Below are 25,449 nucleotides of genomic sequence, written 5' to 3' on the forward strand. Positions count from 1 at the left end.
GGCATGCTGAAACAACGCATCGAGATGCGCGATCACAGTGCCGAGGGCAATCTGTTCTTCCGGCGCACCCTGGTAGCCTACATCGGCATCGTCGTGCTGATGCTGGTGCTGCTGGGCAATCTCTATTATCTGCAGGTCGAGTCCTACGACACCTACCAGACGCGTTCCAACTCCAACCGCATCCGGGTAGTGCCGGTGGCGCCACCCCGGGGTCTCATCTACGACACCAACGGCGTGCTGCTGGCGGAGAACCGCCCTGTCTACAGTCTGGAAATCGTCCCGGAAGAGACTAGGGATCTTGAAAAAACCGCTGACCAGCTGATCGCCCTGCTGGGGCTGCCGGAGGGCACCAAAGAGAAGTTTCTGACCGAGGTGAAACGCCAACGTCGCTTCAAGCCGGTCCCTCTCTACGAAAAGCTGACCGAATATCAGGTGGCACTCTTCTCGGTCAACCAGCACAACTATCCGGGAGCCAGTATCGAGGCTTACCTCAAGCGCTACTACCCGTTTGGCGACACCCTGACCCATGCGCTGGGTTATGTGGCCAAGATCAACACCCGCGACGTGGAGCGTCTCGAAAAAGAGGACAAACTCGCCAACTATGCCGCCACCAAGGATATCGGCAAGCAGGGGGTGGAGAAGTATTACGAGGATGAGCTGCACGGGGTGGCGGGTTATCAGGAGGTCGAGGTCAACAACCGCGGCCGGATTGTCCGCACCCTCAAGTTCCAGCCTCCGGTTCCGGGCAAGGATATCTACCTCAATATCGACGTCCGGATGCAGCTCAAGGCCCAGCAACTGCTGGCTGGCCAGCGCGGTGCCATCGTGATGATGGACCCGAAAACCGGCGCCATCCTGGCCCTGGAGTCGAGCCCCAGCTACGACCCCAACCTGTTCGTGACCGGTATCTCCAGCGCCAACTACTCGGCGCTGCTCAACGATCCGGCGCGGCCACTGGTGAATCGCACCACTCAGGGCATCTATGCCCCTGCCTCCACCGTCAAGCCCATGATGTCCATCATGGGTCTCAACGAGGGGGCCATCACCCCGGGCTACCGCTATTTCGGCGGCCCGAGCTTCTCCATTCCCGGTACCACCAAGAAGTTTCGCGACTGGCGCCGCTGGGGTCATGGCTGGCTCGATGTCTATCGCGCCATCGAGGTCTCGGCAGATACCTACTTCTACGATCTCGCCTATCGGGTCGGCATCGACAAGATCCACAGCTATATGACCAAGTTTGGCTTCGGTCAGTACACCGGGGTCGATCTCTATGAAGAGACCAAGGGTGTCATGCCGTCCCGTGACTGGAAGATGGCCCGCTGGCGCCAGCCCTGGTATCAGGGTGACACCATCTCTGTCGGTATCGGTCAGGGCTACTGGAGCGCGACACCGCTCCAGCTGGCCAAGGCGATCAGTATCCTGACCCAGAATGGTCACGACGTCACCCCGCACCTGCTCAAGAGCACCGCTTCGCAGGCGGGGGTGGTCGATGCCCCTATCAACCCCAATATCGCCCTCAAGCTCAAGAACGACAGCTTCTGGAAAGTGGCGCAGGATGGGATGTGGCGAGTCAACCATGGCAGTGAAGGCAGTGGCCGTCACTCGTTTGCCAAGGCGCCTTACTCCTCAGGCGGTAAATCGGGCACAGCCCAGGTAGTCGGTTTGAAGGAAAATCAGGTTTACAACATCAAGACTGTCAAGGCGGAGCATCGCGATAACGCTTTGTTCGTTGCTTATGCCCCCTTCGAGGCACCCAAAGCGGTGGTAGCTCTGGTACTGGAAAACTCCATTGGTGGTGGCGGTGGCCGGGCTGCATCGCCCATTGCACGCCAGATGCTGGATGCCTATCTGCTGCCCCCTGATCCGCAACTGCCACCGGCACCGGAAAAGCCGTCCCAACCGAGTGAGGTCGCTCCCAATGAGTAATTCTGCCCGCCAGCAGAGCATCTGGTACAAGCTGCATATCGACTTGCCCCTGCTGCTCGGTCTGCTGGCCGTGATGACCCTCTCCATGGTGGTGCTCTACTCCGCCTCCGGTCAGGATATGGACTCCATCGTGCGCCAGCTGGTGCGCGGCGGCCTCGCCTTTGCCCTGATGATCGGCCTGGCCCAGCTGCCCCCCTCCCTCTACGCCCGCTGGTCGGTGCCGCTGTTCGCCGTGGTGGTGCTGATGCTGATTGCTGTGGACGTGTTCGGCCACATCGGCAAGGGGGCCCAGCGCTGGCTCGATCTGGGCTTTATGAAGTTCCAGCCCTCCGAGGTGATGAAGCTCTCCATGCCCATCATGGTGGCGGCCTGGCTCAGCCGCCACTCGCTGCCCCCCAAGTTCAGCCATGTGGTGATCGCTCTCATCATGGTGCTGCTGCCCACCCTGCTGATCGCCGCCCAGCCGGACCTTGGCACCTCCATTCTGGTGGCCGCCTCCGGCTTCTTCGTGATCTTTCTGGCGGGGCTCAGCTGGTGGCTGATCGGTCTGGCGGTACTGCTGCTGCTTGCCTTTATGCCGGTGCTCTGGTTCTTCCTGATGCACGACTACCAGCGCCAGCGGGTGCTGATGCTGCTCGACCCGGAGAAAGACCCGCTCGGCCGAGGCTACCACATCATCCAGTCCAAGATTGCTATCGGCTCCGGCGGCGTCTTTGGCAAGGGGTGGCTGCAAGGGACCCAGTCCCAGCTGGAGTTCCTGCCCGAGCGCCATACCGACTTCATCTTCGCAGTATTCAGCGAGGAGTTCGGTCTGGTAGGGGTTGCCCTGCTGCTGGTGCTCTACCTCTACGTCATCAGCCGCTGCCTGTTTATCTCGATGCAGGCCCAGAACAGCTTCGAGCGACTGCTGGGCGGCGCCATCACCCTCACCTTCTTCGTCTATGTGTTCGTCAACATGGGCATGGTGAGCGGCATCTTGCCGGTGGTAGGGGTGCCCCTGCCGCTGGTGAGCTATGGCGGCACCTCCATGGTGACCCTGATGGCCGGCTTTGGCATACTGATGTCCATCCAGACTCATAGAAGGCTGCTCGCCTGATGAAACGGGCCGGATTGCTGCTCTCGCTAGCCACCATCATGGCGACCGCCGCCGTGGCGCCGGATCGGTTGGCCCTGCTCGCCGAACAGCAGCAGGTGCCGCTGGCGGAGTTGCAGGCTGCCGTCGCCCGCGCCCAGTTACGGCAGGAGGTGCTCGACACCATCAGCAAGCCGTGGGAGGCCAAGCCCTGGCATCGCTACCGGCCGCTGTTCGTTACCCCGGATCGGATCCGTGATGGCCAGCAGTTCTGGCAACAACATGCCGAGACGCTGGCCCGCGCGGAGCTGACCTATCGGGTGCCCGCCTCGCTCATCGTGGCCATCATAGGGGTCGAGACCTTCTACGGTCGCCAGATGGGCCGTCATCCGGTGCTCGATAGCCTCTACACCCTGGGGTTCCACTACCCGGAGCGCAGCGACTTCTTTGCCAAGGAGTTTGCCCAGCTGGTGGTGCTGGCCAAAGAGGAAGGGTGGCAACTCGATGCCCTCAAGGGCTCCTATGCCGGCGCCATGGGGATGGGGCAGTTCATGCCCTCCAGCTACCGCCACTATGCCGTCGATTTTGACGGGGATGGCAAGCGGGATCTGTTTGCCAACCCGGTCGATGCCATCGGCAGCGTGGCCAACTATTTTGCCAGCCACCAGTGGCGCTGGGGCGAATCCGTGGTGGAACCAGCCCAGATCGGGCTAATGGCGGTCGAACCTTTGCTGAGATCTGAGCCCGAGCTCACACAACAGTGGTCAGAACTGGCGGCGGCAGGGATTGAGCTCGCCACGCCGCTGGCCCCGCAGACGCCGGTCAAGTTGCTGGCGCTTGCCCAAGCCGATGGACCGGAATACTGGGTCGCACGGCATAACTTTTACGTGATCACCCGCTACAATCGCAGCCCACTCTACGCGATGGCGGTGTATCAACTTAGCCAAGCTATTCAGGAAGCGTATGCATCTTCGTCACAAACTCCTCCCGCTCAGTCTGAGCTTGTTGCTGGCCGCCTGTAGCAGCCAGCCGGAACAGAGCGCCCCTGTCGAGCCGCCTGCACCGGTCAGCAAGCCACCCGTTATCGAGATCCCGCAAGCCACCGGCGCCATCCCACGCCCGGAGCCCCTGAGCGCGAGCGGCAACCGGGACTACTGGATTGGCAAACAGAAAAACGAGGTGTGGCGCGATATCAAGCACTATAGCGAAGAGGGTTCCGCCAGCTGGCTGTCACCGGATCTGGATGGCCAGAATACCGCCAACGGCGATGTGCTGGACAGCAAGCTGTTCAGCGCCGCCCATCGCAACCTGCCCATCCCGAGCTATGTGCGGGTCACCAATCTGGACAACGGGCTGGAGACCATAGTACGAGTCAACGATCGCGGCCCTTTCAACAGCCCTCACCTGATCGACCTCTCCTATGCGGCGGCCAAGCAGCTGGAGATGGTCGATAGCGGCACAGCTCGCGTTCGACTGGAGCTGATCAACGACACCCCGGACCAGATGGTGATCATGGAACCGATGAAGCCCATCGAGATGACCCCGACCACCCCGCCAGCAACGGCATCCAACACAGTGGCGCAAGATGGCTTCCTGGGTGAACCGACCGCCCTGGCGATGGCGACCCCCGCCGCCGAACCCGCTCCCGTCAAGGCGCCCGCGACCACGCCCGCCAAAGCGGCACCTGTCAAGCCAGCTCCCGCCAAGACCGCAGCTCCTGCCAGCAGCGGTGATGGCAAGATGATCCAGGTACTGGCCAGCGGCTCCCGGGATCGGGCCGAGGCGATGGGCAAGGTGATGACCCAGCGCCATGGTGTGCCCTACCGGATTGAAGCCCATGGCGCCATCTTCCGGGTCTTGATCGGCCCGGTGGAGGCGGATAAACAAGCCGCACTGCTGGAAAAAGTACGGCAAGGGGGACTGGAACAGGCCTTTATCGTACCCTGATCCCTCCTCTGACAGCGGCGGTGACCAATCTCCCGGCCCCGCCATCACGTCGCTTTATGGCGTGATGGCAGGGATTGATGGATAAAAAACCAGTCATGATCGCCATGTCGGACTATAACCTGCGGGCGCATCTGGTATAGTTAGGCCCGCATTTTATCCCCATCTGGCTCGCAGGAATTTCAAGATGTCCAAATTTGCCCGTTCAGTTCTTCTGGCCTCACTGATCAGCGTAACCGCTCAGGCCAATACGCCGGTGCCGACACCCACGCCGAACGCCAACCCAGTGGTGGTTCCCGCCGCGCCGGAGATCTCCGCCAAGGCCCATATCCTGATCGACTACTACTCCGGTCAGGTGCTGGCCGAGCAGAACGCCGACGAGCGTCTGCCCCCTGCCAGCCTGACCAAGATGATGACCTCCTACATCGTTGGCGACGAGCTGCACAAGGGGAACATCAAGGGCACCGACATGGTGACCATCAGCCAGAACGCCTGGTCCAAGAACTACTCAGACTCCTCCAAGATGTTTATCGAGGTGGGCAAGCAGGTCTCTGTCGATGACCTGAACAAGGGCATCATCATCCAGTCCGGCAACGATGCCTGCGTCGCCATGGCCGAACATCTGGCCGGCAGTACCGACTCCTTCGCCAGCCTGATGAATGCCTGGGCCGCCAAGCTCGGCATGAAGGACACCCAGTTCAAGAACCCCCACGGTCTGGATGAAGAGGGTCACTACAGTACAGCCCGTGATATGGCCCGCCTGGGTCAGGCACTGATCCATGATCAGCCGGAGGAGTACAAGATCTACTCCCAGAAATCCTTCGTCTTCAACGGTATCACCCAGCACAACCGCAACCGCCTGCTGTGGGATCAATCCCTGCAAGTGGATGGCATCAAGACCGGCCACGTCAGCCAGGTCGGCTATAACCTGGTCTCCTCTGCCACCAACAACGAAGGCATGCGCCTGATCGCCGTGGTACTGGGCGCCAGCAGCGAAGCCTCCCGCGCCGCCGAGAGCAAGAAACTGCTCACCTACGGCTTCCGCTTCTTCCAGAGCCTGACTCCGTACAAGGCAGGCACCGAGCTGGTCACCCAGAAGATCTGGATGGGCGACAAATCTGAAGTGAAACTGGGCGTCGACAAGGATGTCTCCGTGCTGGTCACCCGCGGTCAGGGCAACAACCTCAAGGCAGACTTCCAGCTCGACAGCGAGCTGAAAGCCCCGTTGGCCAAGGGTCAACGCGTTGGTACCGTGTTCCTGAAGCAGGGTGACAAAGAGATCAAGCAGGTACCGCTGGTCGCTCTGGAAGAGGTGCAGGAAGGTGGCTTGATGAGCCGTCTGTGGGACTACCTGGTACTGCTGGTCACCAGCTGGTTCAAGTAATCCGACGCACAATCCTCACCAAACAGCGGCGCCAACAGGCGCCGCTGCTGTCTGCGCCGGACAATGGCAGTGAATAACCCTGTAAACTGCAGGTTCCGCCTTACCCTGATTTGTGGTAAAAAGCAGCACTTCCATCCTTGTCTGACCGCTCCCGGCCTTGATCCCGGAGTGTGCGGCGCCCATATAGGGTTTAGCCGCCCCCATACAGACTTGAAATGGCGGCCTCCACGGGCCATCGGCCACTAGCCATCCAAGATGAAGTCATCATGCTGATGACGAAAAAGGTGAGTAAATGAATACCAAGTTTGATGAACTGCTGGAGTTTCCCTGCAAATTCCCGTTCAAGGTACTCGGCATCGCGGATCCTGCGTTGCCGGATATGGTGGTTGAAGTGCTGCAGCAGCACGCTCCGGGTACCTACAGCCCGACCGTCCAGCCAAGCTCCAAGGGGAACTACCACTCGGTTCGCGTGACCGTGACAGCCCAGAGCAAAGAGCACATCGAAGCGATGTACACTGCGCTTGGCAAGATCGAGCTGGTGAAATACGTACTGTAATTTCTCTCTCGCCCCGTTCTGCGGGGCGACTGTTTTTGGCCGCAGCACGCCACGAGGACACCATGTCATCCCAGATCCCCGCTCAGCACAGCCTGATAGTCAGGCAGCTGGGTCGCCGCCCCTACCAGCCGGTATGGGACGCCATGAAAGCCTTCACCGACAACCGCACCAGCGACACCCCGGACGAGTTCTGGGTGGTCGAACATGACCCCGTCTACACCCAGGGCCAGGCCGGCAAGGCCGAACACCTGCTCAATCCGGGCAATATCCCGGTGGTGCAGAGCGATCGCGGCGGTCAGGTGACCTATCACGGCCCGGGCCAGCTGGTACTCTACGTCCTGGTGGATGTCCGCCGCTGCAAATTCTCGGTGCGCGAGCTGGTGACCGCGCTGGAAACAGCCATCATCAACACCTTGGCCAAAAGCAATATCCAGGCCTATGCCAAGGCAGATGCCCCCGGGGTCTATGTGAAAAATGACCTTGGCATGGAGGCCAAACTGGCCTCGCTGGGACTGCGCATCCGCAAGGGTTGCTCGTTCCACGGGCTGGCCCTCAACATCAACATGGACATGACCCCCTTCCTGCACATCAATCCGTGCGGCTATGCGGGCATGGCCATGACCCAGACCAGCGCCCTGGGCGGCCCGCAGAGCGTGGCCGAGGCGCAATCCATTCTGGTGGCCGAACTGGCCAGCCTGATTGGCTATCAGACAATAACAAACACCGAGAGTGAATCATGAGCAAACCCGTTCGTATGGAGCCGGGCGTCAAGCTGCGCGATGGCGACAAGATGGCCCTGATCCCGGTGAAATTCATGCCGGATCCCAACGAAGAAATCCTTCGCAAGCCGGACTGGATGCGGATCAAACTCCCCCCTTCCAGCCAGAAGATCGAACACATCAAGAGCACCTTGCGCAAGAACAAGCTGCACTCGGTCTGTGAAGAGGCTTCCTGCCCCAACCTGGCGGAGTGTTTCAACCACGGCACGGCCACCTTCATGATCATGGGCGCGATCTGCACCCGTCGCTGCCCCTTCTGCGACGTGGCCCACGGCCGCCCGCTGGCACTCGATCCGGAAGAACCGAAGAAGCTGGCGCTGACCATCAAGGAGATGAACCTCAAGTATGTGGTGATCACCTCGGTGGACCGCGACGATCTGCGCGACGGCGGTGCCCAGCACTTCGCCGACTGCATCCGCGAGATCCGCGAGCACAGCCCGCAGACCCGCATCGAGATCCTGACCCCGGACTTCCGTGGCCGGATGGAGCAGGCCCTTGAGGTGTTCCGCGAAACGCCGCCGGACGTCTTCAACCACAACCTGGAAACTGCGCCGCGCATGTATCGCGTCGCTCGCCCGGGTGCCGACTACAAGTGGTCGCTGGAGCTGCTGCGCCGTATCAAGGAGATGCACCCCCATGTACCGACCAAGTCCGGTCTGATGATGGGCCTTGGCGAGACCAACGAAGAGATCGTCGAGGTGCTCAAGGATCTACGCGCTCACGGCGTCAACATGCTGACCCTGGGTCAGTATCTGCAGCCAAGCCGCCACCACCTGCCGGTCAAGCGCTACGTGCCGCCAGCAGAGTTTGACGAGCTGAAAGATGTCGCCATGGAGCTGGGCTTTACCCACGCCGCCTGCGGTCCTTTCGTGCGCTCCTCCTATCACGCGGATCTGCAAGCCAAGGGCGAAGAGGTCAAGTAACCTCGCACGATAGAGCGGCCAGTAACCGCCACCCTCGCAATGAAAAAGAGCGCCTATTGGCGCTCTTTCTGTTGGTATCACTGACCGTTGCAGCTTGATCTACTCATCAGCCGTGGTCGAAGACCCCCTGCTGATGCCAGCGTTGCAACTGGGCCAACACCCGGGTCTCTCGCGCCGTCCACTGGGGACAGGGCCCCGCCAGCTGGGTCTTGTTGGTCTGCAGCGCTTCGTCGAGGCCAAACCAGCCGGGCACGAAGCCAAGGCGGATCTCGTAGGGCTGTGGCTGTGGCTCCACCAGTTGATCACCAATCCGGCACAAGTAGTACAGCGAGCGGATGCAGTAGGCATCGAACCCCGGCTCGCGGGCGGCGCGGTATTCCCGGGTCTCGCCAAGCAGGGTCCCTACTTCCAGCAACTCGGCACCGCACTCCTCCTTCAGCTCGCGGGCCAGCGCCACATGGTGGTTTTCCCCCGCTTCAACGCCGCCGCCAGGAAACATCAGATCACCGTTGACCCGGGAGTGGACCAGCAGCAACTCGTCGCCACGGAGTACTATGGCACGTACCGTAAGGCGTTCCAGGGTATGGCCATCGGTGATCACCTCGCCATGGACAAACGAGAGGGAAAAAGGTGCGGGCCAGCAGCTGGCCGGGGATAGTGCAATCATCAGAGCCTCAGTGCCGATAGCTGCCATGTTTCAGTTGATCGACTATTTCAGCCGCTCGCACGTCGTAGGCATCCTGATCTGTTTTGCTCAGGGTGTGATAAATACCAAAACGCCTGGCAGAGACCTCTGGCGCATCCTGAAAAGACTCACTCACCTTGCCCCACAGATAGGCCAGCCCGTACTGCTTCTGGCCCATATAGAGGGTGCTGAGGGAGGTGAGCAGGCGGCTGTTTATCTTGTCACCTTCCCGATAGAGGGAGAGGCCGTGATGCATGATGGAAATAGCTTTCTCGGGGTCGCTCTTGGCGTAGGCTCCGCCAAGGGCCAGCTGAAGTTCCGGTTCGTCGAGCACCTTGTTACCTTCCAGCGCCATAAACTGCTGACGGGCCAGCTCGTTGGTGTTGTTGGTCCAGTGCCAGAGCAGCAAGTAGGGATCCTGCGAGTTGCGGGTGGCCACATCGAGCTGGGCCAACTGTTCGCCAGCCGCCAGCATCCCCTCCACCCGTGGGCTCTTCTGCTCGCGGGCATTCTTATACTCGATGTTGGTAGAGCGCTCGGCACACTTAAGATAGCGCTCAAGGTTGCGCATCAGCTCGTACTTGCGCCGATCCGTTCCCTCCTCCTTGAGATAGAAGCGGCTGCGGATCACATCGGTACGCTCGTAGCGACACCAGCCATCGTCCACCAGATCCTGACAGAGCTCGGCATGGTTGCTGCAGATATTGTGGATCCGATCGTCATTGCAGCCAGCTACGGCAAGGCCGACTGAAAGCATGATGAAGGTCTGTCGCAGGGGGAAATTGGCCATGATTCACATCTTGTTGGTAACGCGGGTTGGTAACAACTGAAGCCTCTGTCGGCCACCACCGGCTAGCAAACCGGTTACATATCCATTACAATGCGCGCGCCATATAAGGCCGCGATTGCAGAATAATATAACGAAATATAGACCCCTACACTGATCTGCATTCGACGAATTTTCTATTTACACCAACAACGTGAAATAAAGGATCTGGTCAATGACCCACGAGCACTACTTGCAAGCGTGGCAGGAGAGCCAGGAGCTCGCCGAAGCCATGCAACCCTTGATTGGTCGCCTCTACCGACAACAAGGGGTCGAGATCACCCTCTACGGCCGCCCACTGCAAAACGCCTCCACCATCGATATCCTCAAGGCCCACCGGGTCGTCCGCCGCCACCAGGGCGCTCCCCTCCCCATCCAGCAAAGCTTCCCCCTTCTTCAGGCCATCGTTGCCCTCAAACCCACCGCTGCCGAGGTAGACCTTGGCAAGCTGGCAGTCGGCTACTGGCAGGATCATCAGGATGAGGCGGGGATCGAGGACTATCTGCAAGCGCGACTGGCACCGGCCCTTGGCCGCAACCAGATGCCGCAGCCGACCGACGTGGTGCTCTACGGCTTTGGCCGTATCGGCCGCCTGCTGGCCCGCCTGCTGATCGAGCGTACCGGCGCCGCCAATCCGCTGCGCCTGCGCGCCATCGTGGTACGCGGTGGTCGCGACGGGGATCTGGAAAAACGCGCCAGCCTGCTGCGCCGCGACTCGGTACACGGTCCCTTCAATGGCTCCATCGAGGTGGATGTGGAGCGCAGCGCCATCATCGCCAACGGCACCTTCATTCAGGTGATCTACGCCAATAGCCCGGCTGACATCGACTACACAGCTTACGGCATTCACGATGCGCTGATCGTCGACAACACCGGGGTCTGGCGCGATGAGGCTGGCCTCTCCGAGCATCTGAAAGCGCGCGGTGCTGGCAAGGTGCTGCTGACCGCCCCCGGCAAGGGGGAGATGAAGAACGTGGTGTTCGGGGTCAACCATGAGGTGATAGGCCCGGATGACAAGATCATCTCCGCCGCCTCCTGCACCACCAACGCCATCACCCCGGTGCTCAAGGTGATGCAGGAGCAGTACGGCATCCGCCACGGCCACGTGGAGACGGTCCACTCCTACACCAACGATCAGAACCTCATCGACAACTATCACAAGGGGGAGCGGCGCGGTCGCAGCGCGGCCCTCAATATGGTGATGACCAGCACCGGCGCCGCCAAGGCGGTGACCAAGGCGCTGCCGGAACTCAAGGGCAAGCTGACCGGCAACGCCATCCGGGTGCCCACACCCAATGTCTCGCTGGCCATCATCAACCTGTCGCTGGAGCAGGCCACCGATCGGGAGAGCCTCAACGCCTATCTGCAGCAGATGGCGTTAAGCTCGGCCCTCCATCGCCAGATCGACTTCAGCGCCAGCACCGAGCTGGTCTCTTCCGACATGGTGGGTTCCCGTTATGCGGGCATCGTCGACTCCCAGGCGACCATCGCCGAGGGGGATCATTGTGTGCTCTACGTATGGTATGACAACGAGTTCGGGTACAGTTGTCAGGTAGTGCGGGTGATGGAGCAGATGGCTGGCGTAGTCCGCCAGGATCTGCCTGCATAGACCGATAGAGTCTACCTGCATGACCCGTCAGATCCCGCAGTTTATGGCTCAATAGTTCAAGGAGAAGGCCGGATGTCGTTTCAACAGGGTGAGTTTTTGCAAGCAATCAGGCAGATGCCCGAAGAGGTGTACGAGCGGCTCAAGACCGCAGTCGAGCTGGGCAAGTGGCCCGATGGCAAGCCCCTCACCGACGAGCAGAAGGCCACCTCCCTGCAAGCCGTGATGGCCTGGCAGGCGATGCACCTCGACAATCCCGAGCACATGAACATCGGCCGTGACGGCGAGATTGTGATGAAGAGCAAGAGCGAGCTCAAGCGTCAGTATCGCGATGAGGAAGAGATAGTGCGGGTCGACCTCAACCACTGAGCCTGACCCGGCAGGCCGCTCGTGGCGGCCACAACAGAGAGGGGAGCCATGATGGCTCCCCTCTTTTTTCCTATCGATGCCGGGTGACTCATCCCCCTCATCCCCAACCCTTCTCCCGCCAGGGGGAGAAGGGAGCAGGCTCGCACCTGCGAACAGTGAACGGGCCACCTGCCAACGCTCTTCATGGCAAGCCTTGCGGCCAACCGCACCTCGAGCTATCCCCTCTCCCGCCGGGAGAGGGTTAGGGTGAGGGCCGCATCGCTTAGGGAGTCAGCTCCCCGCGCAGGGACTGCTGCATCAGCTCGCGAATGCGGTGGGATGGCAAGTCTTGGCTCAGCAGGAAGTGCAGCTTGGTGAGTGCAGCTTCAGCGGTCATGTCAAAGCCCGAGATCACCCCAGCCCGCGACAGGGCGTTGCCGGTGGCATAGCCCCCCATATTGACCTTGCCGTGCAGGCACTGGCTCAGGTTGACGATGATGACGCCGCGGGCCGAAGCCTCGGAGAGCAGCGCCAGCATGGCCGGGTTTTGCGGCGCATTGCCGACCCCGAATGACAGCAGGATCAGCGCCTTCACCGGCTGTTGCAGGATGTTGGCGATCACCTCGCTGGAGATCCCCGGATAGAGGGTCACCACGCCGATGGGCTGGGGGGTGATGTCGTGCAGCACCAGCGGCCGCTCGGAGGGCACGCCCAGCTCGCCCGCCTCCAGCGAGATGGCGATCCCGGCATTGAGCAGCGGCGGATAGTTGGGGGAGTCGAAGGCGTGGAAGCCGTCTGCATGCACCTTCTTGCTGCGGTTGCCGCGATAGAGCTGGTTGTTGAAGAACAGCGTCACCTCGTGGATCGGGTAGTTGGCCGCGATATAGAGGGCGTTGAGCAGATTCTGCTGACCGTCGGAGCGCAACTCGGCCAACGGGATCTGGGAGCCGGTGATGATGACCGGCTTGTGCAGATCTTCCAGCATGAAGGAGAGCGCCGAGGCGGTGAACGACATGGTGTCGGTGCCGTGCAGGATCACGAAACCATCGTATTTCTCGTAGTTGTCGCGAATATCCTCGGCGATGCGCTGCCAATCCGCCGGGGTCATGTCGGAGGAGTCGATGAGGGGCGCATATTCGTGGATATGGTAATCCGGCATCTCGGGGCGGTGGAACTCGGGCATCCGCGCCAGACAGTCTTCCATAAAGCCCGCCATCGGCACGTAGCCGTGATCGGAACGCTGCATCCCAATGGTGCCGCCTGTGTAGGCAATGTAGATAGACTTCTTCACACCCTCTCCTCTTGATGAAGTGAACACCGCCGGAACATGAACCATGTCGGGGTGAACCACAATGTCAACGCCCGCCAGCGCCTCTGCGTGCAGCGGAAACCGGCGAATTATAGAGACTGGCGCCCCAAATGACAGCCGTTCCATGCACCCTTTTCGGCTTTTCTGCCCTCTACCTACATAGTGCTAAATGTCACAATAAACCACTAAAACGAGCATTAATACGACAAAGATGGAATTAAACGATGCTTTTTGCTACAATCCGCCGGATTTTACTAAAATCTCATCTGGATGCCTGAGCATTTCAGGCCCGCACAAGCCCCATCTTTCCTGGGGCGGGGAGATGTTTCCCCTTCTTTGTTGGCGCATGAGCCACACTGTTTTCATCCCGGCTGAATCTGTAAGTCTTTTGCTATGAAAGACACAGCCAATCAACATGGGAGTACTGAATGTTACAACTTGATTCCTACGCAACGCTGGTCGCTGCCACTCTGGTATTGCTGCTTGGCCGGGTGTTGGTTACCCGAGTCGGGCTGCTGCGTACCTTCAACATCCCCAAACCGGTAGCCGGCGGCCTGGTGGTCGCGCTGGTACTGCTGCTGCTGCGCTCCACCCTGCAGATGGAGCTGCAATTTGATACCAGCCTGCAAACCCCGCTGATGCTGGCCTTCTTCGCCTCCATCGGTCTCTCCGCCGATCTCGCCAGCCTGAAACGCGGCGGCAAGGCGGTGGTTACCTTCCTGATGGTGGTCACCGGCCTGCTGCTGGTGCAGAACAGTCTGGGTGTCGGTCTGGCGACCCTGCTCGGTCTGGATCCCCATATGGGGCTGCTGGCCGGCTCCATCACTCTCTCCGGCGGCCACGGCACCGGGGCGGCCTGGAGTGCCACCTTCTCCGAGAAATACGGCGTGCAATCCGCTGCCGAACTCGCCATCGCCTGCGCCACCTTCGGTCTGGTGCTGGGCGGCCTGATCGGCGGCCCGGTGGCTCGCTATCTGGTGAAGAAAGTGCAGGTGCCCGGTGAGGAGCACAATCAGGATGAGGCCCCCCAGGGCTTCGAAATGCCAGATATGGAGCGCCCCCTCACCACTTTCAGCGTTATCGAAACGCTGGCATTGATAGCCATCAGCCTCAAGGGTGGCGAGCTGCTCTCGGCCTCTCTCAAAGGGGGCGCCTTCGAGCTGCCGATCTTTGTCTGCGTGCTGTTTGTCGGCGTGCTGCTGCGCAACGTCCTGACCCTGCTGAACTGGCATGAGGTGAGCGATCGCGAGGTCTCCCTGCTGGGCAACGTCAGCCTGTCGCTGTTCCTCGCCATGGCACTGATGAGCCTGAAATTGTGGGATCTGGCCAGCCTGGCCCTGCCCATCTTCATTCTGCTGGCCGCCCAGACCGTGGCAATGGCGCTCTACGCCATCTTCGTCACCTTCCGGGTCATGGGCAGCAACTATGATGCAGCCGTGCTGGCGGCAGGTCACTGCGGCTTTGGCCTCGGGGCCACCCCGACCGCCATCGCCAACATGCAGGCCATCACCCAGCGCTTCGGTCCCTCCCACCTGGCGTTTCTGGTGGTGCCCATGGTGGGCGCCTTCTTTATCGACATCATCAACGCCATGGTGATCAAGCTGTTTATGGCGATGCCATTCCTGTAATTCCCTTTCCGTCAGACGTATATGATCAGAGCCCACCTTTCGGTGGGCTCTTTGTTTGTTATCGACTCGCCAGGTGACGCAGGCAGAGCCGGAGCTCGTATCCGCCACCAGGGTGACCCGCGAGCAACCCGGAATCCCTATATCCCGCACTTCCCCGAACAACAAAAAGCCCCGCACTCGACAGAGGGCGGGGCTTTTTTATCTCAGCCGGAACAGGCCGAGAGTTGCACCTTACAGGATAAAGGTCGACACCTGCTGGTTAAGGTCAGCTGCCCGTCCCTTGAGACTCTGGGCCTGATCCAGATCGCGCATGGCGGCGGCGGTGATCTCGTCACTCACATCCTTGATGGCGGTGGTGTTCTGGGTGATCTCGCCGGTCACCTGGGTCTGCTCCTCAGCGGCAGTGGCGATCTGGCCCGCCATGTCGGAGATGAGGGAGATGGCACTGGTGATCTCTTCCAGTGCGCGCACCGCCTGATCCGCATCCTGCACGCTGTTGTCCGCCAGCCCCTGACTGGTCTGCATCAGGCTCACCGCGCGGGCGGTGGTCTGTTGCAGGGTCTCGATGGTGGACTGGATCTGCTGGGTGGAGTCCTGAGTACGGCGAGACAGCACCCGCACCTCGTCAGCCACCACCGCAAAACCACGACCCTGCTCACCAGCACGGGCCGCTTCGATGGCCGCGTTCAACGCCAGCAGGTTGGTCTGCTCGGCAATCCCCTGAATGGTGGAGAGAATGCTGGTGATCGCCTGCGCGTGACGGCTCAGCTCGCCGATCACCTCGGTCGCCTGCCCCACCTCTTCAGCCAGACCATTGATGGACTGGCGGGTCTTGTTGACCAGCATCTTGCCCTGCTCACTGCTCTGGGCAGATTGCTGGGCAGCGGCGGCGGTGTTCTCGGCGTTGCCGGCGATCTCCATGGTGGCGCTCGCCATCTCGGTGACCGCAGTGGCGACCATGGTCACCTCCTGCTGCTGACGCTGCAGCTCGTCCACCGCGGCCTGGTTGGTCACCAGACTGCGCTCGGCATCGGCGTTCAACTCGTTGGCCAGCTGACGGATATTGCCGATCAGCTGATGCTGGCTGCCGACGAAACGGTTGAAGCTGTTGGCCAGTTGGCCCACTTCGTCGTTGGCGTCGATCTTGATGCGCTGGGTCAGATCGCCGTTACCATCGGCAATACGAGCCAGTGCCTGGGAGACCTTGGTGAGCGGGCCCAGCAGCATGCTGACCAGCCAGGAGATAGCGAGGATGCTACCCACCAGCACCAGCAGCGCCATGCCCAGCTGGGTCATCAGCAGGGAGGAGAGCGGCGCTTCCAGCGCGGCCTTGTCCAGCACCAGCACCAGTTCCCAATCCGTGTCGGGGATATCGGCCGCCCACAGCAGCTTGTCTCGACCTTCGTTGTCAAAATAAGCTGGCACCAGCTCTTTGCTCGACTTGCTCTGCTCGATCAGCGCGTTGGTCAGATCGTTGTCGATCTCGCTGGCCGGTTTCATCGCCTTGGCAGCATCCTTGTAGGCGATGATGGTGCCATCCTTGTGCATCATGATGGCGAAACCGTCGGCAGGCAGCTGCATCTTGGTCACGTCTTCCACCAGCGAGGCGATGGAGAGGTCACCACCGACGACGCCGCCAGAAACCGGCTGGGCAAGGGTCACCACCATGATGTTGTAAGCCACATCGAGATAGGGTTTGGTGACAATCAGGCCACCTTTGCTCATCGCCTCCTGATACCAGCCGCGGGAGCGCGGGTCGTAGCCATCGCGGTTGATGGAGGGATCGGAGTCATTCATCTTGCCGCTGCTCTCACCGAAATAGGTGAGCTGGAAACGGCCGGAAACTTGTGCCTGTTGCAAGGCATTGAGGGGGTCGGCACCGGCCTTGTTGCCGAGCGCCTGGATCACGTCGCGACGGGCGGCGAGCCAGTCGCTGACACGCTCGGCCTGCTGGGTACCCAGCCGTTGCAACTGCTCCTGGCTGCCTTGCAGCAACAGGGACTTCTGGCTGCTATAGCTCTGCCAGGAGAGCAACAAAATCACCAACGAAAGGGCGATCACCACTGACAACAGTATCTTCTGCTTGAGTGACAGGTTTTTCATCATGTGTTCTTCTTATTGAGGTGAGGAGCGGGTTTTTCCCTGAATTGCACAACACTACACGTAGTCATTAGCGACCCGAATGGCCAAAACTGAACCTGAAAATGGGTCTGCGGGCGATATTTTCTACCGAGGTGGAGAAAAGTGCACCAGAAATTGACGGCATGAGCCGCACAAGCCAAGGCAACCCTGTTTATTCCTTCCACAATTGGCTAGAATATCCCGTTTTTAAATCACATCGACCCTGAGAGTTTTCACGATGTTCGAAGTTAATCCCGTATTAAATAAACTTAAGGAGCTGTCTGAGCGGACCGAGCTTCTTAGGGGGTACCTTTGACTATGACGCCAAGAAAGAGCGTCTAGAAGAGGTCAACGCCGAGCTGGAACAGCCGGACGTATGGAATGAACCCGAGCGCGCACAGGCGCTGGGCAAAGAGCGCGTCGCGCTGGAAAACGTGGTCGGCACCATCGACACCCTGACCCAGGGCGTGGATGACGTCGAGATGCTGGTGAGCCTGGCCGTGGAAGGGGAAGACGAAGAGACCTTCAACGAAGCCATCGCCGAATCCGAACAGCTGGAAGCCAAGCTGGTGGACCTCGAGTTCCGCCGTATGTTCTCCGGCCAGCACGACGGCTCCGACTGCTATATCGATATTCAATCCGGCTCCGGTGGTACCGAAGCGCAGGATTGGGCCAACATGGTGCTGCGCATGTACCTGCGCTGGGGCGATGCCCACGGCTACAAGCCCGAGCTGATTGAATGCTCCGAAGGCGACGTGGCTGGTATCAAATCCGCCACCATCAAGTTCACCGGCGAATATGCATTCGGCTGGCTGCGTACCGAAACCGGCGTACACCGTCTGGTTCGCAAGTCTCCGTTCGATTCCGGTGGCCGCCGTCACACCTCCTTCTGTTCTGTGTTCGTCTACCCCGAGATCGACGACGATATCGATATCGAGATCAACCCGGCGGATCTGCGGATCGACGTCTACCGTGCCTCCGGTGCCGGTGGTCAGCACGTTAACCGAACCGAATCCGCGGTACGTATTACCCACGTTCCGACCGGTGTCGTGGTACAGTGCCAGAACGACCGTTCCCAGCACAAAAACAAAGACCAGTGTATGAAGCAGCTGAAAGCCAAGCTCTACGAGCTGGAAATTCAGAAGCAGAACGCTGAGAAACAAGCCCTGGAAGAGACCAAGTCTGATATCGGTTGGGGCAGCCAGATCCGTTCCTATGTGCTGGATGACTCCCGTATCAAGGATCTGCGCACCGGCGTCGAAACCCGTAATACCCAATCGGTGCTCGACGGTGACTTGGACAAGTTTATCGAAGCCAGCCTGAAATCAGGTCTGTAAACAAGCAGGAATCACCATGTCTGAACAAACCATCACTCCGGAAGTCGACCAAACTCTCGAACTCAACAACGAGATGACCGAGCGTCGTTCCAAGCTGGCCGCCCTGCGCGCCCAGGGTAATCCTTTCCCCAACGACTTCCGTCGCGACAGCCTCTCTGGCGATCTGCACGCAGAGTTCGACGACAAAAGCGCCGAGGAGCTGACGAGCCTGGGTAAACGGGTGAAGATTGCCGGTCGCATCATGACCCGCCGGATCATGGGCAAGGCTTCTTTCGCCACCCTGCAGGACATGGCCGGCAAGATCCAGGTCTACGTCACCCGTGACGACCTGCCGGAAGGTTTCTACAACGAGCAGTTCAAGAAGTGGGATCTGGGCGACATCGTGGGTGTCGAAGGTACCCTGTTCAAGACCCAGACCGGTGAGCTCTCCGTTCACGTTTCCGATATCCGCCTGCTGACCAAGGCACTGCGTCCGCTGCCCGAGAAGCACAAGGGCCTGACCGACCAGGAAGCTCGCTGCCGCCAGCGCTACCTGGATCTGATCGCCAACGAAGAGTCCCGCAAGACCTTCATGATCCGCACCCAGGTGGTTGCCGGTATCCGCAAGTTCTTCAACGAAAAGCGCTTCATGGAAGTGGAAACCCCGATGATGCAAGTCATCCCTGGTGGTGCCTCCGCGCGTCCGTTCGTCACTCACCACAATGCGCTGGACATCGACATGTACCTGCGTATCGCTCCGGAGCTCTATCTGAAGCGTCTGGTGGTCGGTGGTTTCGAGCGTGTCTACGAGATCAACCGCAACTTCCGTAACGAAGGTATCTCGGTTCGTCACAACCCCGAGTTCACCATGATCGAGTTCTACATGGCCTACGCCGACTACATCGATCTGATGGACCTGACCGAAGAGCTGCTGCGCACCCTGGCGCAAGACATTCTGGGCAACACCAAGATCCGTTACGCCAAAGAGGGCGAAGAGGGCCTGACCATCGATTTCGGTCAGCCGTTCCAGCGCCTCACCATGGTCGAGTCCATCCTGAAGTTCAACCCGGACGTAACTCTGGACGATCTGGCTACCCTGGAGAGCGCCAAGGCCGTTGCCAAGCGTCTGCACATCGAGCTGATGAAGGGATGGGAGCTGGGCCACGTGATCACCGCGATCTTCGAAGAGACCGTGGAGCACATGCTGCTGCAACCGACCTTCATCACCGAGTACCCGGCTGCCGTTTCTCCGCTGGCTCGCCGCAACGACGTGAACCCGGACGTAACCGACCGCTTCGAATTCTTCATCGGTGGCCGCGAGCTGGCCAACGGCTTCTCCGAGCTGAACGATGCAGAAGATCAGGCCAAGCGCTTCCAGGATCAGGTTGATCAGAAAGAAGCTGGCGACGACGAAGCCATGTTCTACGACGCAGACTTCGTCACCGCACTGGAACACGGCCTGCCGCCGACGGCCGGTCAGGGTATCGGTATCGACCGTCTGGTCATGCTGTTCACCAACAGCCACACCATCCGTGACGTTATTCTGTTCCCTGCCCTGCGTCCGCAGAAGTAAGGCCCACAGAAGCCAGCTAAATCCCTTGGGTCAATCCCGAGCGTGATAGCCCATAAAAACGCCCCGCGACTGCGGGGCGTTTTTTTATAATGCTCACAACAATTGACGAATGCTTACCGCTTATGAGGCTGGCGGTAGCAGCCACTCTCCCTGCCACAAGGTGACGGCCTGACCGGCCATCAGTACCCGCGCCTCCTGCAGTTCAAGCCGCAACTCACCACCACGGGCCGAAATCTGACGGGCCCGCAGTTGCCGTTTACCAAGCCGTTCGGCCCAGAAGGGCACCAGAGCGCAGTGGTTGGAACCAGTGACCGGATCCTCATCGACGCCCACCCAAGGGGCGAAATAGCGGGAGACAAAGTCATGGTTCGGGTCGTTTGAGGGCGCCGTCACTATCACCCCCCGTCCCGGCAAAGCACCCAGAGCATGAAAATCTGGCAAAAGCGCACGGATTTCCTCTTCACTTGCCAGTTCCAGCAAGAACTTGGCCCCGGCCGCCAGGGTTTGTCTTGGTTGGCAGCCGAGCGCGGCAGCATAGGCGAGGTCCAGAGTCAGTGGAGTCAATGCGACACGCGGAAAATCGAGCCAAATCCACTCATCTTCGCGCTGGGCCAGCAGCTCACCACTACGGGTCTCGAAGCGGATAGTCTCGTGTGCAGCTACCGCCCCTGTCTGCCACAACACATGAGCAGCCGCCAAGGTGCCATGACCGCAGAGATCAACCTCGACTTTCGGCGTGAACCAGCGCAACTGATAATGGGCTCTGCCAAGTTGTACCAGAAAGGCTGTCTCGGAGAGGTTGAACTCGGCCGCCATCGCCAGCTGGCTGGCATCCGGCAGGGCGGGTCCCAATACAACCACTGCGGGGTTGCCACCAAGGGGCTGCCGACTGAACGCATTGACATGAAACAATCTGATATTGGACATGGCACTTCCTGTGTTATCAAGTGGCTCTCATTTAACGCCCTTTATACCACGCCCCTCTTTTGCTGCGGGAACAGGCGTACCTCTGCCCCTTTAATGCATTAATAGAATAAAGAAGACATTTTTATTCTTTGTTGTTATCCAACACGCCCTTTAATCTGGCCAAAAATCAGACCATGGAAGACGCGTGTGATGCAATTGAAGGATTCCCCATTCAACCTCTCCCCCCTCTCTGACGAGCAGCAACGTCAGCTGGGCCAGGTACTCTCGACTCTCAATACCCAGCAACTGGCCTGGGTGAGCGGATATCTCTACGGCCTCTCCCAGACCGGTCAGCAGAGCGTTGCAACCAGCGCCGCCGTGGCTGCACCCAGCGGCAGCCTGACCATTATCTACGGCTCCCAGACCGGCAACGCCAAAGGTGTCGCCACTGCCATCAAGGCGCAGGCAGAGGCCCTCGGCCTACCCGTCACCCTAGCGTCGATGGCCGACTACAAACCCAAGCAGCTCAAGAAAGAGAGCCACCTGCTGGTGGTAGTGAGCACTTACGGGGAGGGTGAACCGCCGGAGAGCGCCGTCGATCTGTTCGAGCAGCTTAAAAAAGGCAAGGTTGGCAAACTGGACGGCCTCAAGTTCGCGGTGCTGGGGCTGGGTGACAGCTCCTACGAATTTTTCTGCCAGACCGGCAAAGATTTTGACAACTTCCTCGCCACCGCTGGAGCCGAGCGCATTTATGAGCTCGCCAGCCTTGATGTGGATTATCAGGATGCAGCCAAGGCGTGGGGCGAACAGGCACTCAACGCCATCACCGCAACCCTCTCTACCGGAGCGGCCAGCAGCAGCGTAGCCAGCGCGGTGCAGCAGGCGGTTGGCCACAGCCAGTACAGCAAGGAGAACCCCTTCCCTGCACGCCTGTCGGTCAATCAGAAGATCACTGGCCGGGATTCCACCAAGGATATCCGCCATATCGAGATCAATCTGGCCGACTCCGGCATTACCTATCAGCCGGGTGATGCCCTCGGTGTCTGGTTCGACAATGACGCCGAACTGGTGGGCGAAGTGCTGGCCCTGACCGGCCTCTCTGGCGATGAAGCCACGGCCCACGGCACCTTGCGCGCGGCCCTGACCAGTCACTTCGAACTGACCCGGCTGCACGGCGGCTTTATCACAGGGCTCGCTGACATATCGGATAATGCGGCGCTGAAAGATCTGGCTGGCGACAAGGCCCAGGTCAATGCACTGGTCGCCTCTGCCCAAGTGGTGGATGTACTGAAACGCTTCCCGACCGCGCTCACGGCCGAGCAGCTGGTTGGCCTGCTGCGCCCCCTCACCCCGCGCCTCTACTCCATCGCCTCCGCCCAGAGCGAAGTGGAAGAGGAGGTGCACCTGACCGTCGGCGCGGTGCGTTACCCGCAGGAAGATGGCACTGTGCGCTCTGGCGCCGCCTCCTCCTATCTGGCGGATCGGCTGATTGAGGATGGCGAGGTGCGGGTGTTTGTCGAGCACAACGACAACTTCCGCCTGCCTGCCAACCCAGATACCCCCGTCATCATGGTGGGCCCGGGCACCGGCATCGCCCCGTTCCGCGCCTTTATGCAGGAGCGGGAAGCTCAGGGCGCGGAAGGCAAGAACTGGCTCTTCTTCGGCAACCCCCACTTTACCCAGGATTTCCTCTATCAGGTGGAGTGGCAGCGTTATGTGAAATCGGGGCTGCTGTCGAAGATCTCGCTAGCCTTCAGCCGGGATCAGGCCAACAAGATTTATGTGCAGGACCGCCTGCGCGAGGCAGGGCTTGAGCTCTACCAGTGGCTGGAAGCAGGCGCTCACTTCTATGTGTGTGGCGACGCCAACAAAATGGCCAAGGATGTGCAGGAGGCCCTGCTGGATGTAATTGCCGAACACGGCCACAAGAGCCGTGAGGAAGCAGAAGAGTATTTGAGCGAATTGCGTCGTGCCAAACGTTATCAAAGGGATGTCTATTGATGAGCAAACAACCTCTTTCTCACCCAAAAGCGGGACCGGTCGAAGGGCCGCTGGCCGACAACGAACGCCTCAAGCGCGAGAGCAACTTCTTGCGTGGCACCATAGAGCAGGATCTGCAGGACCCGCTCACCGGCGGCTTTAACGGCGACAACTTCCAGCTGATCCGCTTTCACGGCATGTATCAGCAGGATGACCGTGACATCCGCCCGGAGCGCGCCGCCCAGAAGCTGGAACCGCTGCACAACGTCATGCTGCGTGCCCGCCTGCCGGGTGGGATCATCACCCCGGCCCAGTGGCAAATCATCGACAAGTTCGCCGAAGAGCACAGCCTGTACGGCAGCATCCGCCTTACCACCCGACAGACCTTCCAGTTCCACGGGGTATTGAAGCGCGACATCAAGCTGATGCACCAGACCCTCAACAGCACCGGCATCGACTCCATCGCCACCGCAGGCGATGTAAACCGCAACGTGCTCTGCACCAGCAACCCGGTGGAGTCCGAGCTGCATCAGGAGGCCTACGAGTGGGCCAAGAAGATCTCCGAGCACCTGCTGCCCAAGACCCACGCCTACGTGGAGATCTGGCTGGACGGCGAGAAGCTGGGGGGTGACGAAGAGCCGATCCTGGGTTCCAACTACCTGCCGCGCAAGTTCAAGACCACTGTGGTGATCCCGCCTCACAACGACGTGGATATCCACGCCAACGATCTCAACTTCGTGGCCATTGCCGAGCATGGCAAGCTGGTTGGCTTCAACGTGCTGGTGGGCGGGGGCCTCGCCATGACCCACGGCGACACCAGCACCTACCCGCGCAAGGCGAGCGACTTTGGCTTTATTCCGCTCTCCCACGTGCTGGAGGTGGCGGCCGCCGTGGTCAGCACCCAGCGCGACTGGGGCAACCGGGTCAACCGCAAGAACGCCAAGACCAAGTACACCCTCGAGCGCGTCGGTGTCGAGGCCTTCAAGGCCGAGGTGGAGAGCCGCGCCGGCATCCAGTTCGGGCCGGTTCGCCCCTATGAGTTCACCAGCCGGGGCGATCGCTTCGGTTGGGTCGAGGGGATCGACGGCAAGCACCACCTCACCCTGTTTATCGAGAATGGCCGCCTGCTGGACTTCCCGGGCAAGCCGCTCAAAACCGGCATGCTGGAGATCGCCAAGGTGCATCAGGGGGATTTTCGCCTGACCGCCAACCAGAACCTGATCATCGCCGGGGTACCTGCCAGCGAGAAGGCCCGCATCGAGGGGCTGGCGCGCCAGTACGGCCTGCTGGATGACGGCGTGAGCGAGCAGCGCAAGCAGTCCATGGCTTGTGTGGCCCTGCCCACCTGCCCGCTGGCGATGGCCGAGGCGGAGCGCATGCTGCCAGCGTTTGTCACCGACATCGAGGGCTTGCTCACCAAGCATGGGCTGGCGGATGACGCCATCATCTTCCGGGTCACCGGCTGCCCCAACGGCTGCGGCCGCGCCATGCTGGCGGAAGTGGGTCTGGTGGGCAAGGCGCCCGGCCGCTACAACCTCCATCTGGGGGGCAATCTGGAGGGGACCCGCATTCCGCGCCTCTATCAGGAGAACATCACCGAGCCGCAGATTTTGGCCGAACTCGACGCGTTGATCGGCCGCTGGGCCACCGAGCGAAATCAGGGTGAGTGCTTCGGCGACTTCGTGATCCGGGTTGGGGTAATTGCCCCCGTTATCGACTCTGCGAGAGACTTCTATGCCGCTTAATCAGCCGCTTAATGTCACTGAAGATGGCCGCCTTGACCTGCAGGCGCTGCTGGCCCTCGGCCGTGAGGAGCAAGTCGAGGCACTCGCGCCCCTCAACCGGGAGCTGGATACCATGAGTGCCCCCGAGCGGGTGCGCTGGGCCCTGGCCAATCTGCCGGGGGAGCATGTGCTCTCATCCAGTTTCGGCATTCAGGCGGCGCTGATGCTCCATCTGGTAAGCCGCGAGCGGGCCGACGTGCCCGTGGTGCTGACCGATACCGGTTATCTGTTCCCCGAAACCTACCGTTTCATCGACGAGCTGACCGAGCGCCTCGCGCTCAACCTGAAGATCTACCGGGCCGAGCTCAGCCCAGCCTGGCAGGAGGCGCGATTTGGCCTCTTGTGGGAGCAGGGCGTGGAGGGGATCACCCGCTACAACCAGCTCAACAAGGTGGAGCCGATGGACCGCGCCCTGCGTGAGCTGGGGGCCCAGACCTGGTTCTCCGGCCTGCGCCGGGAGCAATCCGGTAGCCGTGGCAAGCTGCCGGTGCTGGGCATCCAGCGCGGCCGCTTCAAGTTCCTGCCGGTGATCGACTGGAGCAACAAGGATGTCTTCTACTACTTCAAGGAGTTCGACCTCCCCTATCACCCGCTGTGGGAGCAGGGCTACCTCTCGGTGGGCGATGTCCACACCACCGCCAAGTGGGAGCCGGGCATGAGCGAGGAGCAGACCCGCTTCTTCGGCCTCAAGCGCGAGTGCGGCCTGCACGAGGAGAACGGCGAGAACGACGGCTCCGGCATCTGAGCCAGGCTGTCCACCCGCACGGCCTCCATAAAAAACGC

General features: G+C 60.5%; 21 protein-coding genes. 16 read left to right on the forward strand and 5 right to left on the reverse strand.

Annotated features, from left to right (window positions below):
• The first annotated feature begins 3 nt into the window (after positions 1 to 3).
• The 8 genes from mrdA (at position 4) to lipA (ending at position 8,584) form a co-directional block, all read left to right on the forward strand.
• Positions 4 to 1,926, forward strand: a complete 1,923-nt coding sequence (gene mrdA, locus G5380_RS09800) for a penicillin-binding protein 2 (RefSeq protein ID WP_421235954.1) — start codon at positions 4 to 6, stop codon at positions 1,924 to 1,926.
• Complete coding sequence (gene rodA / locus G5380_RS09805; RefSeq protein WP_227342064.1) at positions 1,919 to 3,022, forward strand: rod shape-determining protein RodA; 1,104 nt, start codon at positions 1,919 to 1,921, stop codon at positions 3,020 to 3,022. Before mrdA ends, rodA begins: the two co-directional genes overlap by 8 nt.
• Complete coding sequence (mltB, locus tag G5380_RS09810) at positions 3,022 to 4,020, forward strand: lytic murein transglycosylase B (protein WP_421352696.1); 999 nt, start codon at positions 3,022 to 3,024, stop codon at positions 4,018 to 4,020. Before rodA ends, mltB begins: the two co-directional genes overlap by 1 nt.
• Positions 3,962 to 4,945 (forward strand): septal ring lytic transglycosylase RlpA family protein, encoded by a 984-nt coding sequence (locus tag G5380_RS09815; protein ID WP_421208814.1) that lies wholly within the window; start codon positions 3,962 to 3,964, stop codon positions 4,943 to 4,945. Before mltB ends, G5380_RS09815 begins: the two co-directional genes overlap by 59 nt.
• Positions 4,946 to 5,129: 184 nt before the next feature.
• Positions 5,130 to 6,326, forward strand: coding sequence for a D-alanyl-D-alanine carboxypeptidase family protein (locus G5380_RS09820; RefSeq protein ID WP_216953014.1), 1,197 nt, complete (start codon positions 5,130 to 5,132; stop codon positions 6,324 to 6,326).
• A 292-nt stretch (positions 6,327 to 6,618) separates the two neighbouring features.
• Positions 6,619 to 6,882, forward strand: coding sequence for a DUF493 family protein YbeD (gene ybeD, locus G5380_RS09825; protein WP_005348100.1), 264 nt, complete (start codon positions 6,619 to 6,621; stop codon positions 6,880 to 6,882).
• Between the two features lie 62 nt (positions 6,883 to 6,944).
• Positions 6,945 to 7,622: a lipoyl(octanoyl) transferase LipB gene (gene lipB, locus G5380_RS09830; protein ID WP_216953013.1), complete on the forward strand. Its 678-nt coding sequence runs from the start codon at positions 6,945 to 6,947 to the stop codon at positions 7,620 to 7,622.
• Positions 7,619 to 8,584 (forward strand): lipoyl synthase, encoded by a 966-nt coding sequence (lipA, locus tag G5380_RS09835; protein ID WP_139740976.1) that lies wholly within the window; start codon positions 7,619 to 7,621, stop codon positions 8,582 to 8,584. Before lipB ends, lipA begins: the two co-directional genes overlap by 4 nt.
• A 106-nt stretch (positions 8,585 to 8,690) precedes the next feature.
• Here lipA and G5380_RS09840 read toward each other — a convergent pair whose 3' ends face one another.
• Together G5380_RS09840 and G5380_RS09845 are read right to left on the reverse strand one after the other, a co-directional pair.
• Entirely contained in the window at positions 8,691 to 9,251 is a 561-nt protein-coding gene (locus G5380_RS09840; protein WP_421352697.1) for an NUDIX hydrolase, read from the reverse strand.
• Positions 9,252 to 9,258: 7 nt separating this feature from the next.
• Positions 9,259 to 10,059, reverse strand: coding sequence for a DUF2989 domain-containing protein (locus G5380_RS09845; RefSeq protein ID WP_227342060.1), 801 nt, complete (start codon positions 10,057 to 10,059; stop codon positions 9,259 to 9,261).
• A 211-nt stretch (positions 10,060 to 10,270) separates the two neighbouring features.
• Here G5380_RS09845 and G5380_RS09850 point away from each other — a divergent pair, with 211 nt between their 5' ends.
• The gene (locus G5380_RS09850) at positions 10,271 to 11,704 is read left to right on the forward strand and encodes a glyceraldehyde-3-phosphate dehydrogenase (RefSeq protein WP_421205092.1); all 1,434 of its coding nucleotides are present in this window, start codon (positions 10,271 to 10,273) and stop codon (positions 11,702 to 11,704) included.
• A gap of 72 nt (positions 11,705 to 11,776) precedes the next feature.
• Positions 11,777 to 12,070: a YeaC family protein gene (locus tag G5380_RS09855; RefSeq protein ID WP_005335194.1), complete on the forward strand. Its 294-nt coding sequence runs from the start codon at positions 11,777 to 11,779 to the stop codon at positions 12,068 to 12,070.
• A 262-nt stretch (positions 12,071 to 12,332) separates the two neighbouring features.
• Here G5380_RS09855 and ansA read toward each other — a convergent pair whose 3' ends face one another.
• The gene (gene ansA / locus G5380_RS09860) at positions 12,333 to 13,340 is read right to left on the reverse strand and encodes an asparaginase (RefSeq protein WP_005335195.1); all 1,008 of its coding nucleotides are present in this window, start codon (positions 13,338 to 13,340) and stop codon (positions 12,333 to 12,335) included.
• A gap of 446 nt (positions 13,341 to 13,786) precedes the next feature.
• Here ansA and gltS point away from each other — a divergent pair, with 446 nt between their 5' ends.
• Positions 13,787 to 14,986: a sodium/glutamate symporter gene (gene gltS, locus G5380_RS09865; protein ID WP_108614086.1), complete on the forward strand. Its 1,200-nt coding sequence runs from the start codon at positions 13,787 to 13,789 to the stop codon at positions 14,984 to 14,986.
• 231 nt (positions 14,987 to 15,217) lie between these two features.
• On the opposite strand, the gene G5380_RS09870 is transcribed toward gltS, so the two are convergent.
• Positions 15,218 to 17,089, reverse strand: a complete 1,872-nt coding sequence (locus G5380_RS09870; protein ID WP_319920118.1) for a methyl-accepting chemotaxis protein — start codon at positions 17,087 to 17,089, stop codon at positions 15,218 to 15,220.
• A gap of 256 nt (positions 17,090 to 17,345) precedes the next feature.
• Here G5380_RS09870 and prfB point away from each other — a divergent pair.
• Positions 17,346 to 18,444, forward strand: a protein-coding gene (prfB, locus tag G5380_RS09875; RefSeq protein ID WP_100645262.1) for a peptide chain release factor 2 whose coding sequence is annotated in 2 segments (ribosomal slippage) — positions 17,346 to 17,420 and positions 17,422 to 18,444 — 1,098 coding nt in all. Because the reading frame shifts where the segments join, the coding sequence is not laid out codon by codon here.
• Between the two features lie 16 nt (positions 18,445 to 18,460).
• Positions 18,461 to 19,996: a lysine--tRNA ligase gene (lysS, locus tag G5380_RS09880; RefSeq protein ID WP_421205090.1), complete on the forward strand. Its 1,536-nt coding sequence runs from the start codon at positions 18,461 to 18,463 to the stop codon at positions 19,994 to 19,996.
• 120 nt (positions 19,997 to 20,116) lie between these two features.
• Here the strand turns inward: lysS and G5380_RS09885 are convergent, their stop codons facing one another.
• Positions 20,117 to 20,923 carry a PhzF family phenazine biosynthesis protein gene (locus G5380_RS09885; RefSeq protein WP_421208815.1) on the reverse strand — a complete coding sequence of 269 codons (807 nt, stop codon included), beginning with the start codon at positions 20,921 to 20,923 and terminating at the stop codon, positions 20,117 to 20,119.
• A 189-nt stretch (positions 20,924 to 21,112) separates the two neighbouring features.
• Between G5380_RS09885 and G5380_RS09890 the strand changes: the two genes are divergently transcribed.
• From G5380_RS09890 to G5380_RS09900, 3 genes are read left to right on the forward strand one after another with little or no spacing between them, the layout of a single operon-like run.
• Complete coding sequence (locus G5380_RS09890; protein ID WP_421284075.1) at positions 21,113 to 22,903, forward strand: assimilatory sulfite reductase (NADPH) flavoprotein subunit; 1,791 nt, start codon at positions 21,113 to 21,115, stop codon at positions 22,901 to 22,903.
• Positions 22,903 to 24,627, forward strand: coding sequence for an assimilatory sulfite reductase (NADPH) hemoprotein subunit (gene cysI / locus G5380_RS09895; RefSeq protein WP_421208817.1), 1,725 nt, complete (start codon positions 22,903 to 22,905; stop codon positions 24,625 to 24,627). The genes G5380_RS09890 and cysI overlap by 1 nt, the downstream gene beginning before the upstream one ends.
• Positions 24,617 to 25,411: a phosphoadenylyl-sulfate reductase gene (locus tag G5380_RS09900; RefSeq protein WP_115521878.1), complete on the forward strand. Its 795-nt coding sequence runs from the start codon at positions 24,617 to 24,619 to the stop codon at positions 25,409 to 25,411. The genes cysI and G5380_RS09900 overlap by 11 nt, the downstream gene beginning before the upstream one ends.
• Positions 25,412 to 25,449: the final 38 nt, after the last annotated feature.

Origin of the sequence: Aeromonas sp. 604443 (assembly GCF_049170315.1) — a bacterium.
Classification (GTDB): domain Bacteria; phylum Pseudomonadota; class Gammaproteobacteria; order Enterobacterales; family Aeromonadaceae; genus Aeromonas; species Aeromonas veronii_A.